This window comes from Vibrio sp. V19_P1S1T109 (assembly GCF_002241375.1).
In the GTDB taxonomy this organism is placed as follows: Bacteria; Pseudomonadota; Gammaproteobacteria; order Enterobacterales; family Vibrionaceae; genus Vibrio; species Vibrio anguillarum.
Genome location: NZ_NDIM01000011.1, coordinates 1 through 15,516 on the forward strand (window position 1 = coordinate 1; position 15,516 = coordinate 15,516).

Here is a 15,516-nt window from a genome sequence, read left to right on the forward strand (position 1 = left end):
GGTTTTAGCTCAACTAATACGCTTGCAATGGAACTTGGTACACCGTCAATCAGTGTTTGGTAGCTCTCATTTTCCCTACATGCTTCTATGCGATTTGCAAGCCCCACAATACTTCCAAGTACAACAGATTTGTCATCTGAAAAAAAATCACTCTTACTTTGATTAAGAACGATCTCTCCAATCTCTGAACCGTATCCCCATATCATCAGCATGTATGCCGTTACTATGTAGTAATCAGCATATTCTTGTTGAAGCTCTAAGAAAGAATCAACATTATGGATATCAGCGCCTTCCTCCATCAAAATCAATTTTCCGATTGCTGTAAGCAAGCTTGAGACAAACACCCGATCTTTATCTTGTAGGGAGTACCCCAAGTTTTTAGCCAGTAAACGGGATATATAGCTCACCCTCAGCGCCTGTTCTGAAATATCTTGGTGGGCCTTTTTTGAAACTAAGCTGTTAGCGTGATGGCTCAATAACGATATGGCGATGCTCTCCACTAAAGTCGCACCTAAACGTCCAACAGCTTCCGATAATGAATCTGTGGTTCGACGAAAACCCAAGTAAGAAGAATTGGCAATTTGAAACACTCGTGCGACTAATACAGGCTCATGGCTAATGGTGTCTGCGATTGATTGAAGATCACAAGTAGGAGAGGCAATAGTTTGTTGTAAACGGTGTATCGAATTGGGTAATACCGGAAGATCTTTCAAACTTCCGAGTTTAGTTCGGCACTCATTGTTAAACGGCATTTGATAAAGACGTTCGGTACATTCAAATAAGCGTTCAAAGTCCTCTTGTGTGAATGGCTTAGGCAGAACGAAGTGGGAATACGCATGCGCTTTTTGAGGCAAATTCTCCTGCGTATTCCCAGTTAAAAGAGCTCTCACTACTTGCGGGTAAGTCTGCTTTACCTCTTCTAACAGCTCATCGCCACATTTATGCGGCATGAGTAAATCTGAAATGATAATGGCTGGCGGTTGGCAATTATACTTATTCCATTCTGACAACCAATTTAGTGGCTCTGAAACGAGTATAATTTCCCATTCTGGACGAATACGCCTGATCAAACGAGCAATGGCTTTAAGCATAAAAACATCATCATCTATGCACATGACCTTCAAATGTACTTTTTCCATTTGATTCTCACTTAGCTTCATTGTTTTATTTATTCATATATTGGTTGATTTCGTCCAACAACAACTTACTTTGATCATTGATCGAACTGATTGAAAACTCGGTGTCTTGAGTAACATTGGTTAGATTATCAGTTGCGGCTTCAAGTTTCTGGAATTCAAATGCTAATACATCCGCTCCGACAAACCGAGATGACGATTTCATGGTGTGTGAAATGTGATGAATCACCTCAACTTGGTTGCCACAAAACGCATTGCTAAGTTTATTCAAAGCTTCCAATAGGCTTGTTCGATAGCCGCACAGCATCTCATTCACATTCTCTTCACCCACCATGTCCGCCACCCTATCTGGTGAAAAATACTGCAATCCGTCCATAAAGTGCACCCATAAGCCAAAAAAGTTGATATATGCATCCTGACTTCTAATCCAAAGCGTTAGTACTAGTGTAGACCATATTGCTTATGTGCTAACAAAAAAGAGCGAGTGAAGTGTGTGTATTAGCTTAATGCTGCATTGGTAACATCGTAAGAAATAAAGCAATTTCTACCTTGATGCTTTGCTTGGTACAAGGCTTCGTCGGCCAGATTGTAAATATTAGCGATAGACTCAGTGCCATTCGGCGTTAACGAGATGACACCTTGAGATAAGGTGACATGATCGGCAATTTCGCTGTATTGATGAGGATAGTGTGCTTTAATCATTGATTGTTGGATTCGCTCAGCGGCGATCAGTGCTTGTTCATAATTGGCATTGCCCAGCAGCACTAAAAACTCTTCACCGCCATATCGCCCTACATACTCACCAGTACGCACAAATAACTGATTCACCGTTTGCGCAATGGTAATCAAACAGTTATCTCCTTCTATATGACCATAGTTATCGTTAAACCGTTTGAAATAGTCCACATCGATTAAAATGAGGCTCATGGGAAATTTGTGCCGCCCATGCCAACTGATCATCTCTTTAAGCTTGTCATCTATAAATCGACGATTAAAGACTTGCGTTAAGCCATCTTCATTTGCTTGCTGCTGCAAAACACGATTTAGCTCTTCAAGTTTAACCGTTGCGCGTTTAAGCTCTCGACGCATACTTGCAATACGCTGCATGGCTAATAATTTGGAGTTGAGTACCAGTTTATCGACTGGCTTGGTTAAGTAATCATCACCGCCTGCCTCTATCGCTTGCGCGATCATCGACGGTTCATCATGCCCACTTAAAAAGATAATAGGCACCCATTCATGGTATTGCTGACGTATTTTTTTCGACAATTCAAAACCATTCATGCCGGGCATCGAAATATCCATCAGAATCAGTTCTGGATCAAATTGGCAATAGCTATCCAATGCCGCTTGTCCACTGGCAACCGCCTCCACGTGATGACCGAGCTGTTTAAGACGAATGGTGAGTTGCATTCGATCCAGTTGTACGTCATCGACCAGTAAGATCCTCATAGAAGAGCCCGAACTTACCATCTGTAACCCCTTTAAATTTCAATCATATGCTTACGTATAACATAGATTTATTCACTTTCTTTGTTTAATTTTGCGCACAATATTGACTTTTCGCTATAAATTTTTAGCATGTAGCTTTTCCCCTAAAGAGATATCTTCATGTCTGAAGTAAAGCAAACCGAACAACCTGTAGTGGACTTAGACGCCATCTCGCCAGAATTGCGCCAAGTAATTGAATTTGATCAAGTGCCACAAGAGATGTACTACATGGTCGTGTCTATACATGAAGTCTCTGAAGAAGCGGTACGCGAGTCTTGGAACTCTCTACCAGCCAGTGCGCAAAATGTGTTGGATAATTTTGAACAGTTTCATGCGTTGATCTCTGTCAGCCAAGCTTTTGCTGGTGTCAATGTCATGGAGGAGTTCCCAACATTGAATTTACCGAAAGAGATGACAGACCAAGATAAAGAAGAGTACCGAGCAGAGCTTCTTGATCAAGTGCTGCATAACTGTGTGAAAGATATGGTTAAACAGATCAAAAAAGCACGCCGCGACCCGATTCTAAAACGCGACTTTAAAGACGTGTTTGCAAAATAAAACGCACACCATTGAGCATAAAGCCGTCAATTTTATATGACGGCTTTTTCTATTGAACCTGAACTCGAGATAAGAGAGGCTTAGGTTATTGAATCAATACATTAATAATGAAAAACATTAATGCGTTAAGACGATATCACGCTGCGACACGCTCACGCCTTTAATTTGCACATACAGCGAATCACCAACATCCAGTTGTAGCTCATCGGCCGCCCATTTGGTTACCGTAGCCCACAGGTAGCACCCTTCGCCTAACTTGAGTTTTATCCCCACACTCTGTTTATCAGTACCTAGAGGCTGCTTTTCAAGCTGGCAAATCTGCGCAGGCAGAATATTACGAATTGACGTCCGGTTTGGCTTATCAAGCGCCACCGAAACATCATTTGCACGGATCTGTAATCGCAGTGCAGAGCCTACCTCGCCTTCCACATATTGCACCCAAAGTTTGACATCATCTGCAAGCGAGACCTGTGTGAGCGCATAATCTTTGTTGTGCTGGCAGATGTGGGCAGAAAACAGACTACTTTGGTCGGCAAATGATTGCCAAGGACGCATATAATTTGAAGACCACACTTGCTCTAGCTCACCGCTTATCAGCACAGCGCCCTGTTCTAACACAACTAAATGATTAGCCAGACGCAAAATTTCATTCATGCTGTGCGTCACATAGAGAATTGGAATATGTACGCTATGAGCCAGCTCTTCCAAAAAAGGCATCACTTCACGTTTGCGCGGCATATCGAGCGATGCCAACGGCTCATCCATCAATAAAATATCTGGCTTGGATAGTAAGGCTCGGCCAATCGCTACTCGCTGTTTCTCCCCACCCGATAAATCATGCGGATAACGTGTAAGTAATGGCGCTAAAGCCAATAATTTTACGATAGCGGCGAAGTGGTCGGCATCCTTTTTTTTGACACCATAGCTTAAATTGCCATGAACGGTGTAATGTGGAAACAATCGAGCATCTTGAAAAACGTAACCAACATTGCGCTTTTCAACAGGCAAGTTAATCTTTTTTTGTTGACTAAATAGGATGCGGCCATTGATCTCGATTTCACCAAGTTCAGGCTTCACCAATCCACTGATAATATTGATGAAGGAGGTTTTCCCCGCTCCTGAACGCCCGAAAACCGCACAAATACCACGGCTTGGTAAAACCAAATCCGCATTAAGCTTGATATCACCTAACTGTTTTTCAAATTGAATCTTTAACCCACTCATCATTGAGTCCCTAAGCGCCGAGTCATTCGGCGGCTAATCACTTCAGAAATGAATAACGAAGCCAAGGCAATCGCGATGGAGATAATACACAAACGCATCGCTTCCATTTCGGCTCCTGGCGTTTCTAAAAAGTTATACATCGCAAGAGGAAGCGTTTGTGTTTCACCGGGAATATTGGACACAAAGCTAATGGTGGCTCCAAACTCACCTAGGCTGCGAGCAAAAGAGAGCATCGCGCCAGTGATCAGCCCGGGTATCGTTAAGGGTAATGTAATGGTCAAAAAAACTTTGAGTGGTGAAGCGCCTAAGGTTCGAGCCGCTTGCTCTAACTTAGGATCGACGCTTTCAAGGCTTAAACGAATCGCACGAACCATCAAGGGCAGTGCGATGATGACACACGCCAACACGGCTCCACGCCAACTGAAGCTGAAACGCAAGCCAAACATATTATCAAGCCACTGCCCAATTACGCCTTGTTTACCCATGGTGATCAACAGAAGATACCCCACGACCACTGGCGGTAAAACGAGCGGCAAATGCACTAGGCTATCCAATATACTTTTACCCCAAAACTGCTTTCTGGCGAGTAGCCACGCAAAAAACATTCCCAGCGGTAAAAGCCAAAGCACGGTATAAATCGCGACTTTTAAGCTCAGTTGCAGTGCAACCCATTCATATTCAGAAAGCAAAGGAATCCGTTCCTGTCATCACGCTAAAACCGTAGTTCTGTAAGATACTTTTTGCTTGATCGCTGCGTAAAAAAAGCATGAATTGATTCACCGTATCACGCTCAGTTAGCTGCACTAAAGGATAATGGATGGCGCTGTGTAGGCTTGAATCAAATTCGTGTACCACTTTGACCTTATTGCTCATCAATGCATCCGTCTTATATACAATACCAAGTGCGGCTTCTTGACGTTCCACTAGCGCAAGCGCTAAACGTACGTTATTGGTTTGAGCCAGCATAGGGGCGAGCGACGACCACACTTTTAACTTTTCTAGTGCCTCTTTGGCATACATTCCCACAGGCACCGCCATTGTGTTACCTATCGCTAAACGTGAACCGTTCAAGGCGTCAAGCCATGCCGCAACATCATTTACTACCAGCGAATTGAGCTTCGACGATTGAGGGGCGATAAGCACCAGCTGATTTCCAGCCAACAATGTGACCCTATCGCTCGTCACAATGTTCTTGTTAAGCAAGTGAGTAACCCAGTTATCATTGGCTGAAATAAAAATATCCGCTGGTGCACCTTGCTCAATTTGACGAGCAAGCGCGGATGAACCCGCATAAACGGGCACAATATCTAACGGTTGTTTCGGCTGGTAAGCCGCAATCAATTCATTAACCGCATTCGTCATGGATGACGCTGCATAAACAGTGATTTTCTCTTGTGCATAAACCGCCGTACAGCACAGCATGGCGACGATAGAGAGCAGTATTTTTCTCATGTTAACGCTCCGTTAATTCTGGCCATAATAAGGCCAAGTTCAAATGCTCTTCAATCGCATCCGCAATGCGGTTAATGGCTTGTTCTTTTTGCGCCACATGATCGTAATAACTTATATCAGCGGCACCAGCCCAGCGACAGATAAGCTCAGTTGCAGGAAAACTATCAAAAATTCCGTGCATGTAAGTCCCCAACACTTGCTGGCAATCACTTAATAAACCGTCACGGTTGCCATTGTCTAACGTGATGATTGCTGAGGATGATGCATCATCGAGCGTTGTGCGTCCAACGTGGATCTCGTAGCCTGAGACCTTCGCTTTACCTTGCGGTAAAATAAGCTCGCCTTGAACATTCCTGAGCGTTTTTTCAGCGGTGAGTTCTGTACTGACGTTCAACAACCCCAGTCCTTCACTTTCGCCCGCTCCACCTTCAACGCCGAGTGGATCGCGAATTACCCGACCTAACATTTGGTAACCACCACAAATGCCCATCACTTTGCCTCCGAAACGCAAGTGACGTTTGATATCCTGATCCCAACCTTGCGAGCAAAGATACGCAAGATCGTCCCTTACAGATTTACTGCCCGGAAGCAGAATCAGATCCGCATTTTCGATCCGCTCACCCTTTCCCACATAACGTAAGTCAACATCAGGATTTAAACGCAACGCATCAAAATCAGTATGGTTACTAATGCGAGTCAACACTGGCACCACAATATTCAATTTACTGTTGCTGCTGAGGGTTTGCGCTTGAGTGATCGCATCTTCAGCTTCTAAATCAAAGCCATGTAAATAAGGCAGCACACCAATGACGGGTTTACCCGTTTTTGCTTCTAACCAATCAAGGCCAGATTGCAGTAACGCAATATCACCTCGAAAGCGGTTAATCACAAACCCTTTTACACGCAGCTGTTCCGATTCAGAAAGCAGTGCTAACGTGCCATACAGATGAGCAAATACACCGCCTCTATCAATATCGGCAATGATAATCACAGGTACATCGGCCGCTTCAGCAAACCCCATGTTAGCAATGTCATTTTCGCGTAGGTTGATTTCAGCCGGGCTTCCCGCCCCTTCAATCATGACACTTTGATACTCGGCTTGTAACCGAGCGTAGGAATCAAGCACAGTATTCATCGCGACTTTCTTATAATCGTGATAACCCGTTGCTTCCATATTAGAGAGCGCTCTGCCTTGCAGGATAACCTGCGCACCCGTGTCTGAATTTGGCTTGAGTAATACAGGGTTCATGTGTACCGATGGCTCAACGCCACACGCTTGAGCCTGAACAGCTTGCGCTCTCCCGATTTCGCCACCATCGACCGTCACCGCACTATTAAGCGCCATGTTTTGCGGCTTAAAAGGGGCTACTTTTATTCCTCGACGTGCTAACACTCGGCATAAGCCTGCAACTAGCACACTTTTTCCAGCGTCGGAAGTGGTGCCCTGCACCATCAATGACCTTAATGTTGATTCCATATTAACTCTACGATAGGCGTTTGCTGGTAATCATACCGTCACAGCTGCTACTCACTCAATAAAATGAATGGAATATTAATGTTCCGCTCAGAGTGTGTTCAACATCTTAGTGTTTAAATCGCTTCATCAAAACAACAACCCCATAGAGGAATTAAAAATGAAACGTACAACACTAGCCCTAGCAGCTTCGATGATTATTGCTCCTGTTTTCGCTTTTGCAGGTAACCATAACCAAAACAGTAATACCATCAATTACAATGGTCCTATCGAACTTACGTCTGTGGAATCGTTGCTAAAAGACACCAATATGTTTACAGAAAAGCATGTTGTGGTTGAAGGAAAGTTGATTCGTCAAATAAGAAAAGACACATTCGTATTCAGTGATGGCAACGGTGAGATTCAAGTAGAACTGGATGATGATATCCACTTCACAGCGCCACTCAATGCCGAGACTAAGGTTCGCCTTTATGGCGAATATGAAGGAGGGCTGACACCTGAAATCGAAGTGGATCAGATCCAAGTTCTATAATCATTACTGTTTATGCTCTCTTGATGGTAAAACACAAAAAATAAGATGGATTTTTTTGTGAAAATGGCCTGTAATTTGCAGGCCATTGCTGTATCTTATTCAGCTTAATTTTCATCTTTTCAGGACGAAGCGTACATGTATAAAAAAGCGTACTCACTAGGCCTAGTCGGTTTGTCATGCGTTCTTTCTTTCTCTGCGCAAGCTAACAATTTTAATTATAACTTCTTTGAAGTCAGAACCGCTATCAGCCCTGAATCCTCAGGTGCAGAATTTAGTACTTATTTAACCGATAACACACACCTGGTCGCTCGTTACGATTCGAGATTTGACGGAGATTGGGATGCCGCTGGCGGAATTGGCTTTAACGGTCCAATAAACCAATTTGCCGATGTCTACGGACAAATGCTTGTTCACCACATTAGACCTACCGATGAACAGGGTGGCAAAAGCGAAACCCAATTGGAGTTTAATATTGGCAGCAGGATCTGGTTATCGAGCCAAATTGAAGCCAATATTAAACTGGGTAAGAACGATGAACACTCGGTATTTTGCGCTGGATTACGTTTTCACTCTACCGAACAACTATCGTTAGGAGCTGAAACCAAAAACAACGGCGTTTACGGCCCACAGATCGTCATGAATGTTCGTTTTCAGTTCTAAAACGTAAAACGGCCTTCAGGCTTAAGCGCATGATGCTTCTTCGCTACTTGTGCGCTTCTTTTGACTCTTTGTATCAACAGAATTACCCCACAAATTTGATGTACTCCACGATATCAGATATTTGGAAGCGACTTCTCATATATCAGCGATATACTATGCACTCAATAACTTATGTGTGCCGCTATGTTTCGCTCTTTCTATAAATACTTAGCTCAATGGCTATTTGTTAGTGTCGTGCTTGGGGTTGTGCCCTTTCTTTATTTCGTCAAAGAATTCGACAAAGCTCACGAACAAACTGTGCAAATGATCGAACAAAAAAGCCATTCTCAACTCGAATACAATAAGCACGAACTGCTTACTGCGTTTAATGACGTTTACAATTCCACTCAAATATTATCAAACAACACCATGTTATACAGCGCATTGCGTCTTCCCTCCACCGAGAATATCGAAGCGGTACAGGCGTTTTGGTTATTAGCAGCTCGTATTCAAACCCTTTATTCTCGGCTCAGGCTTTTTGATATAGCGGGTAACGAATTAATTCGCGTGAATCAGAGTAATGGATCAACAGAAGCAGTACCAAGATCACAACTAAAAAACAAATTGCACCGAGACTATTTTCAGTATGCGCAAAACCTTTCCCCAAACCAAATTGGGATCTTCGGTGTTGATAGTGAAAGAGAAGAAGAAAATTATGGTGCTACTTCCCAGATAACAGCAGTCTTTAGGATTATTGCACCAATAGATTTTGATGGAAAAAGGCAAGGCTATTTTGTAGCAAATCTTAATTTAACCCAGTTGTACAAAAAATTTAACCAGAGGTTAAATTCACTGAGTCGCCCAGACATCATCAGTTTCAAGGGGCAGTATATTCATCATGAAAATGAGATCTTATCTCAGCAAGAAAACCCGTCGAAATACCACCTGCTGAATATTAACAGTGTCGCCCCTATACTCTGGAAAAGTATGCAAGAGCAAGCTTCTGGCACGGTATGGGATAACAACTGCTGGTATAGTTTTACTCAAGTTCCTTTGCAATCCATATTCCCAGAAATGGAGCCAATTTACCTAATTCAGTCATTAAATGGTGATGCCCTCAATAAATTGCTTTCTGCCACAGAGCTAAAAATTGGCTTTCAAGCGGTTGGCATCGCGCTATTAGTAATGACGATTGCCGCCGGTTTTATTCGTTGGAACGCAAACCACGATAAAAACAGTATTGAGAGCAAACTGGCTAGAGCGGCGATGAATGGTATGTCCGCTATGGTGATTACCGATCGTAATAACCGTATTATCAAAGTAAACAATGAGTTTACCCGGATCAGTGGCTACACCTTAGCCGAGGTAAGAGGTAAACAACCTTCCGTTTTTTCCTCCGGTAAACACAATCAAGCTTTTTACATGAATATGTGGAAAGTGCTGCAAGACGAAGGGCTATGGGAAGGTGAAGTCATTAATAAGCGTAAAGATGGCTCAATGCAAACCGAGATCTTACGTATCCAAACCATCCGTGATTCAGACGGAATTATTCAGTTTTATGTGGCCTCCTTTGTTGATATTAGTCATCGCAAAGAGCTAGAAAATCGCCTGCGTGAGCTCAGCGAGAAAGATGCGCTCACCAACATTTGGAACCGCAGGAAATTTGATCAAGAAATGCGTTCAGAATGCTTACGCGTAAAACGTTACCAAGCTCAAGTGCAGTCGTGCTTAGCGATTATTGATATCGACCATTTTAAACGTATTAATGATAAATTAGGCCATGCAGAAGGCGATAAAATCATTCGTTCTGTCGCAACACAATTAAGTGAGCACCTAAGAGAAACGGACTTTTTAGCTCGCATCGGAGGCGAAGAGTTTGCCATCATTATGCCTCATACACCACTGGCAGAAGCTGAGTTGGTCATGCACCGTTTACGAGTAGCCGTTCACTTAAATCATCGTTTAGAAGTGTCGATCAGCGGTGGCATCACTGACATTACAGAAAAACCAGAAGAAGTGTATAAACGGGCCGATATTGCATTGTATGAGTCAAAAGCTTCGGGGCGTAATCTTGTCTCGGTATTGACCAGTGTCGAGATGGAAGAATTTGCTTAACAATTAGCACCATTTAAGTGCATCGAGAAATAAAATGGGTTTATTTTCGTGCAATTATCGCAAACTTAGTTTGTAACGTATTGTTCGCTATCATTTTTACTTTTGGCTTAAAACTTGTACTACTCTCTAATATGGTAAATAGATTGCACATATTTAGGGAGAAATAAGATGCAAGAAACACTAACCGTTGTGTTAGCAGGTGGCGTCGGTTCGCGGCTATCTCCGCTAACTGATGACAGAGCAAAACCGGCTGTACCCTTTGGTGGAAAATATCGAATCATTGATTTTACACTCACCAACTGCCTACACTCAGGGCTACGAAAGATTTTGGTCCTGACTCAATATAAATCTCATTCATTACAAAAACATTTACGTGATGGCTGGTCTATTTTCAATCCAGAACTCGGCGAATTCATTTCTGTGATCCCCCCGCAGATGAGAAAAGGCGGAAAATGGTACGAAGGAACGGCGGACGCTATCTATCACAATATGTGGCTACTTTCACGCAGTGATGCCAAACACGTCGTTGTTTTATCTGGTGATCATATCTACCGGATGGACTATGCCTCTATGCTCGAAGCTCATAAGCAAAAAAATGCTGCACTAACTATCGCCTGCATGGATGTCCCAAGAGAACAAGCTTCTGCCTTTGGCGTGATGAATGTGGATAATGACTTCAAGATCACCTCATTCATCGAAAAACCAAGTGACCCACCCTCCATGCCCAATAATCCTCATCGCAGCTTAGTTTCTATGGGGATCTACATTTTTGATATGGAAGTATTAAAAAGTGCTTTGATTAATGATGCTGAGCTGGAAAACTCGAGTCACGACTTTGGCAATGACATCATTCCAAAATTGATTGAAAGCCATGCTGTTTATGCGTATGAGTTTTGCGGTGACCGGGGGCGAGTCGCTAAAGATTGTTACTGGCGTGATGTCGGAACACTTGATTCTTTTTATAACGCTAACATGGATTTACTCGAACCCGTTCCACCAATGAACTTATACCAAAAAAACTGGGCCATTCGAACATACGAAGCGCAATACCCACCTGCGCGCACGGTTTCTTCGGCAACAGGTAACGAAGGTATATTCATTAATTCGATCATTTCAAACGGTGTGATTAACTCTGGAGGTTCTGTACAACACTCCATTATTTCTTCAAACGTCAGAATTGATGATGGTGCAACAGTAGTCGATAGCATTTTATTTGATGATGTTGAAGTCGGCGCAGGGTGTCAGCTCATGAGGTGTATTATTGATAAACATGTAAAAATCCCTCCACATACCCAAATTGGCTTAAACCCAGTTGAAGATGCCCAGCGTTTCCGTATCTCAGAAAATGGCATTGTTGTGGTACCCGAAAGTTATCAATTCTAAACCTATATTTTTTTGCCCACTCAATTTATCCCTCATTAAAATGAAGCCTTAGCACACGCTAAGGCTTCTTACTTTACACTGAGTTCAAAACATACCGATTAATCACGCTCGGTTATGGGCACGTTGTTGCATCCCAAAACCAATTTGACTGAGTCGGTGACTCCCAAACGCCGGGGTTGTTTTTGGCAATAAAACATTTCCCGTTGTAAATCACAACATCGCCAGTTTTCACCTGTGTGGATCCGGGAACCCAAGTAATGACATTGCTAGGATTCGTGGTGCCACCGGTATCGCCACCGCCAGTATCTCCACCGTCACTGCCACCAGAAGATAGGTCAGCAAGTGGAAGATCCGGTTGTTCAAACTTGAAGGCGTAATCGACACCATTAATGTTTACGCTGTAATTTGCAGGCCCAGAAATAGGCAGATAGTAAACCATATCCAACTCATACACGCCGCCTGCGGGCAGAGCTTTCCAGTTCGGTAAACTAAACGCTACGCGGTGCATGACGCCGTCTAAACCACCGACGTTGTTGGCGCGAGTATGGCCAGAAGCAATCACCTTCAAACCACCACCAGATTGGTCTTTAGCATTATCAGGTGCAGATACGGGGATATCAAACTGGAACTCAGTACCACCGGGGATATCTTGACCTGTGTTGTTAGTAAAGCTGATTTTCGGATTGATTGGGTAGTTTTGATCACCCACCTTAAATCCACCAACGGAGACCGCGATGTCTACGGTTTCACTGGCAATCGTTCCTGTTGCAAGCGTGTTGCCATAAGGCGTTGCCGACTTAAACTTGTCATAAATTGCTTTCGTCATGGTATTACCCATGTGGTATTCGCCATTTCCGCTTGCACAAGCTTGCTCTGTTGAATCCACTTGAGTGCGTTGACCATTAGCGTCCAAGACATAACAGTTATAATCGCCCGCTAACTCCCAAAACATGATGCCGCCGATCTCTTTATCGATGACATAATCGGCTTTGGTGTTGATAGACTCTTTATCTTCAGTTGATAAGAACACCCCTTTATCGGCATTCCACAGCCAAGGCGCGACGGCAACGCTGTCATAGTGACGTTGGTAAAGACCGACAAGTTGATCGGCAGGTTCATTCACTGGATCAAGATTATAAGCCTGGGCGTAAGAGCCCCAAATTCCCTTCTCTAGGTTTTTGGCATGCCACATTGGGTTTGAACCTGCACCCATCTCGTTTCCTTTCGGATCGGTGTCGTGCCACATGTTGTCAATACCCACCGCGCCGTGGCCACAGTTGTTTTTCTCACCCTCACCAGTGCCCGGAGCACATTCAGCTTGGTTAGGTAATGCCGCTCGCCCCCACAAACCATTCTCTCCACCCGTGACACCTTGCCAGCCACGCGTGTAGTAAGGAACGCCGATGTTGATACGCCCTGCGGGCATAGAACCGCGGAAATAGTGATAAGCCCAGTCAGTGTTGAGGTAACCAATACCACCGTATTGAGCCGTACCATATACGTTCCACTGTGCTAACTCTGAATCTTTACCAGTATCATACAAAGCCGCGTTGTGACCCACGTGATCATTCCATGCGCCGTGTAAGTCATAAGACATGATGTTCACATAATCAAGATACTGAGTGACATCAAACGTCTCCATACCACGCAATAGATAACCAGAAGATGGTGCTGCGATCGTCAGCATGTAATGGTGGCCATCTTGTGCCGATGCTTGATCAAGCTTCTGACGTAGTACCTTCATTAACTCTTGGTACGACGCCCATAAATAAGCACGGCGAGGTTCCATAATCGCTTTATCATCTGGATTACCTGCGCCCGCCATTGAGGTTGGATATTCATAGTCAATATCGACACCATCGAATTGATATTTACGAATCATTTCAACAGCCGATGTTGCAAATTTTTCAATACCAGCGTGGTTGATAGAGCCATCAGCGTTGGTTGTCATCGTATAAAAACCACCATCGGCGACACGGTTGCCAGCCGTATCAAAGTGCCCGCCAGTTTCAGCCCAGCCTCCGATAGAAATTAAGGTCTTAACATCAAATTTTTTCTTCGCTGTTGCCAACGCACCAAAATGACCTTTAAAGCCTAATGCAGGATCAATCTCAACCCCTGGCCACTCTTTGCCCACTGCCGCATTATTAGGATCGTTCACATCGCCCACATTCACTTTGCCATCGGAACCTATGCTGACGAAGGCATAGTTAATGTGCGTGAGCTGCTCCCACGGGATGTCTTTTACAAGGTAAGCCGATTGCGGATCATCACCCGCACGCCAACTGGTGAAATAACCGATCACACGACGTGGATGATCCGCCCCCATGATCTCACGACCTTCCGCATCGTAAACGGTGCAATAAGGTACATTCACACCTTCGGTTTGATATAAACCATCAGGACGACAATTATTAGCTATTGGCGCGCCATTGACTGTTAAAGTCGCTAACGTGGAATCTGTCGTCGCACCAAGGTTATCAGTGGCGCGTGCAAACACCGCCAAGTTACCCGCTTTTGTCGCGGTGTATTCTAAGGTATACGGAGCACTAACAGCCGTTCCAACCAGCGTTCCCGCAACGAAGAAATCAACTTTATCGACGCTTCCATCAGTATCAGCAGCGTTTGCGGTTAAGGTGACTAAAGCCCCCACGTCAACGGAAACCGCAGAGAGCGTAATATCAACGGTTGGAGCCTGATTGCCTGGTTGCTGTGCCTCTTTCACCGTTAAGGTCGTTGCACTTTTCACGCTGGCATCACCTTTATCATCGATGGCTACAACACTGAATTCATGCTGACCAGCGGTTGCGACCCACGTGGCTTTATAAGGTGCCGTGGTGACCATACCCACAATTGCACCATCGACAGAAAACTCGACTCGAGCAACGCTGCCGTCACTATCGGTTGCGTTCGCACTTAATATTACGGTATCACCGACAGCAATCACATCTGCTGCGGAAGGTGAAGAGAGATTCGCGGTCGGTAGCTGGTTCTCACCACCGGAAGTGGCGCAAACATCCAACACTTTCCACTGGGCATAATCACCGGAAAAGTTGGCTGGATCGTTACCTTGAGTCCAATAGTTGGCTTGGTAGGCGGTACCACTGTGCTGAACCTTGTTACCGCCAGTATAAACTTTTGACGATTCCCAAGGGCTTAGTGTCGTGCAATCAACGGCTGCATAGCTGTTAAAAGCCATCAAGCAAGAGGCCGTTAAAGTGCTCAGTGTAAAAACACCCTTTGCCACTGTCCTGTTGTTTAAATGCATAGCTGCTCATTCCTTAAGTTATTGTTTCACTGTAAAAAGCCTCGTATCAAGAAGAAACCAGACTTTAATTCTCACGTGAAACAACTGTAGAACAGAGCGATAAATAAGCACCTCAATTTGTTCAAATATCAAAAATCACTCGCAACAAGTTGCACTATTTCTGCAAAAGAGGCATCGTTATTTTGCATCAACAACTAATTATTGGTTAATTTTTCGATTCTAAAAAAAGCGCCGAAATCAGAAC

Annotated in this window: 13 protein-coding genes; 5 read left to right on the forward strand and 8 right to left on the reverse strand. The window is 44.1% G+C overall.

Annotated features, from left to right (window positions below):
• The 3 genes from B9J87_RS00855 to B9J87_RS00865 form a co-directional block, all read right to left on the reverse strand.
• The coding region (locus tag B9J87_RS00855; protein ID WP_094149191.1) for an HDOD domain-containing protein at positions 1–1,160 on the reverse strand (1,160 nt) is incomplete at its 3' end.
• 4 nt (positions 1,161–1,164) lie between these two features.
• On the reverse strand, positions 1,165–1,470 hold the full coding sequence (locus tag B9J87_RS00860) for an Hpt domain-containing protein (RefSeq protein WP_017048759.1): 306 nt from the start codon (positions 1,468–1,470) through the stop codon (positions 1,165–1,167).
• Between the two features lie 164 nt (positions 1,471–1,634).
• Positions 1,635–2,609 carry a diguanylate cyclase domain-containing protein gene (locus B9J87_RS00865; protein ID WP_013867881.1) on the reverse strand — a complete coding sequence of 325 codons (975 nt, stop codon included), beginning with the start codon at positions 2,607–2,609 and terminating at the stop codon, positions 1,635–1,637.
• 138 nt (positions 2,610–2,747) lie between these two features.
• Here B9J87_RS00865 and B9J87_RS00870 point away from each other — a divergent pair, with 138 nt between their 5' ends.
• On the forward strand, positions 2,748–3,185 hold the full coding sequence (locus tag B9J87_RS00870) for a DUF3069 domain-containing protein (protein WP_017046416.1): 438 nt from the start codon (positions 2,748–2,750) through the stop codon (positions 3,183–3,185).
• A gap of 117 nt (positions 3,186–3,302) precedes the next feature.
• Here B9J87_RS00870 and modC read toward each other — a convergent pair whose 3' ends face one another.
• Genes modC through B9J87_RS00890 form a run of 4 tightly spaced genes read right to left on the reverse strand, consistent with a single transcriptional unit; the run spans position 3,303 to position 7,338 of the window.
• Positions 3,303–4,409: a molybdenum ABC transporter ATP-binding protein ModC gene (modC, locus tag B9J87_RS00875; protein WP_176429452.1), complete on the reverse strand. Its 1,107-nt coding sequence runs from the start codon at positions 4,407–4,409 to the stop codon at positions 3,303–3,305.
• A complete protein-coding gene (gene modB, locus B9J87_RS00880; RefSeq protein ID WP_017046414.1) occupies positions 4,409–5,098 on the reverse strand; it encodes a molybdate ABC transporter permease subunit in 690 nt (229 codons plus the stop codon). Before modB ends, modC begins: the two co-directional genes overlap by 1 nt.
• The gene (gene modA, locus B9J87_RS00885; protein ID WP_094149193.1) at positions 5,088–5,861 is read right to left on the reverse strand and encodes a molybdate ABC transporter substrate-binding protein; all 774 of its coding nucleotides are present in this window, start codon (positions 5,859–5,861) and stop codon (positions 5,088–5,090) included. Before modA ends, modB begins: the two co-directional genes overlap by 11 nt.
• 1 nt (position 5,862) lies before the next feature.
• Complete coding sequence (locus B9J87_RS00890; RefSeq protein ID WP_094149194.1) at positions 5,863–7,338, reverse strand: cobyric acid synthase; 1,476 nt, start codon at positions 7,336–7,338, stop codon at positions 5,863–5,865.
• A gap of 157 nt (positions 7,339–7,495) precedes the next feature.
• On the opposite strand from B9J87_RS00890, the gene B9J87_RS00895 reads away from it, so the two are divergent.
• The 4 genes from B9J87_RS00895 to glgC all read left to right on the forward strand — a co-directional run bounded on the left by B9J87_RS00895 (position 7,496) and on the right by glgC (position 12,004).
• A complete protein-coding gene (locus B9J87_RS00895) occupies positions 7,496–7,867 on the forward strand; it encodes a YgiW/YdeI family stress tolerance OB fold protein (RefSeq protein WP_026029118.1) in 372 nt (123 codons plus the stop codon).
• Positions 7,868–8,002: 135 nt separating this feature from the next.
• Positions 8,003–8,527: a hypothetical protein gene (locus tag B9J87_RS00900; protein ID WP_017046411.1), complete on the forward strand. Its 525-nt coding sequence runs from the start codon at positions 8,003–8,005 to the stop codon at positions 8,525–8,527.
• Between the two features lie 183 nt (positions 8,528–8,710).
• Entirely contained in the window at positions 8,711–10,621 is a 1,911-nt protein-coding gene (locus B9J87_RS00905; protein ID WP_094149195.1) for a sensor domain-containing diguanylate cyclase, read from the forward strand.
• Positions 10,622–10,789: 168 nt separating this feature from the next.
• Positions 10,790–12,004, forward strand: coding sequence for a glucose-1-phosphate adenylyltransferase (glgC, locus tag B9J87_RS00910; RefSeq protein WP_013867890.1), 1,215 nt, complete (start codon positions 10,790–10,792; stop codon positions 12,002–12,004).
• Between the two features lie 112 nt (positions 12,005–12,116).
• On the opposite strand, the gene B9J87_RS00915 is transcribed toward glgC, so the two are convergent.
• The gene (locus tag B9J87_RS00915) at positions 12,117–15,272 is read right to left on the reverse strand and encodes a chitinase C-terminal domain-containing protein (RefSeq protein ID WP_094149196.1); all 3,156 of its coding nucleotides are present in this window, start codon (positions 15,270–15,272) and stop codon (positions 12,117–12,119) included.
• Positions 15,273–15,516: the final 244 nt, after the last annotated feature.

Coding starts and splice junctions, on each gene's coding strand:
- modC (WP_176429452.1), bottom strand. CDS start 4,409: ATGAGTGGGTTAAAGATTCAATTTGAAAAACAGTTAGGTGATATCAAG.
- glgC (WP_013867890.1), top strand. CDS start 10,790: ATGCAAGAAACACTAACCGTTGTGTTAGCAGGTGGCGTCGGTTCGCGG.
- B9J87_RS00900 (WP_017046411.1), top strand. CDS start 8,003: ATGTATAAAAAAGCGTACTCACTAGGCCTAGTCGGTTTGTCATGCGTT.
- B9J87_RS00890 (WP_094149194.1), bottom strand. CDS start 7,338: ATGGAATCAACATTAAGGTCATTGATGGTGCAGGGCACCACTTCCGAC.
- B9J87_RS00860 (WP_017048759.1), bottom strand. CDS start 1,470: ATGGTGGGTGAAGAGAATGTGAATGAGATGCTGTGCGGCTATCGAACA.
- B9J87_RS00870 (WP_017046416.1), top strand. CDS start 2,748: ATGTCTGAAGTAAAGCAAACCGAACAACCTGTAGTGGACTTAGACGCC.
- modA (WP_094149193.1), bottom strand. CDS start 5,861: ATGAGAAAAATACTGCTCTCTATCGTCGCCATGCTGTGCTGTACGGCG.
- B9J87_RS00895 (WP_026029118.1), top strand. CDS start 7,496: ATGAAACGTACAACACTAGCCCTAGCAGCTTCGATGATTATTGCTCCT.
- B9J87_RS00905 (WP_094149195.1), top strand. CDS start 8,711: ATGTTTCGCTCTTTCTATAAATACTTAGCTCAATGGCTATTTGTTAGT.
- B9J87_RS00865 (WP_013867881.1), bottom strand. CDS start 2,609: ATGGTAAGTTCGGGCTCTTCTATGAGGATCTTACTGGTCGATGACGTA.
- B9J87_RS00915 (WP_094149196.1), bottom strand. CDS start 15,272: ATGCATTTAAACAACAGGACAGTGGCAAAGGGTGTTTTTACACTGAGC.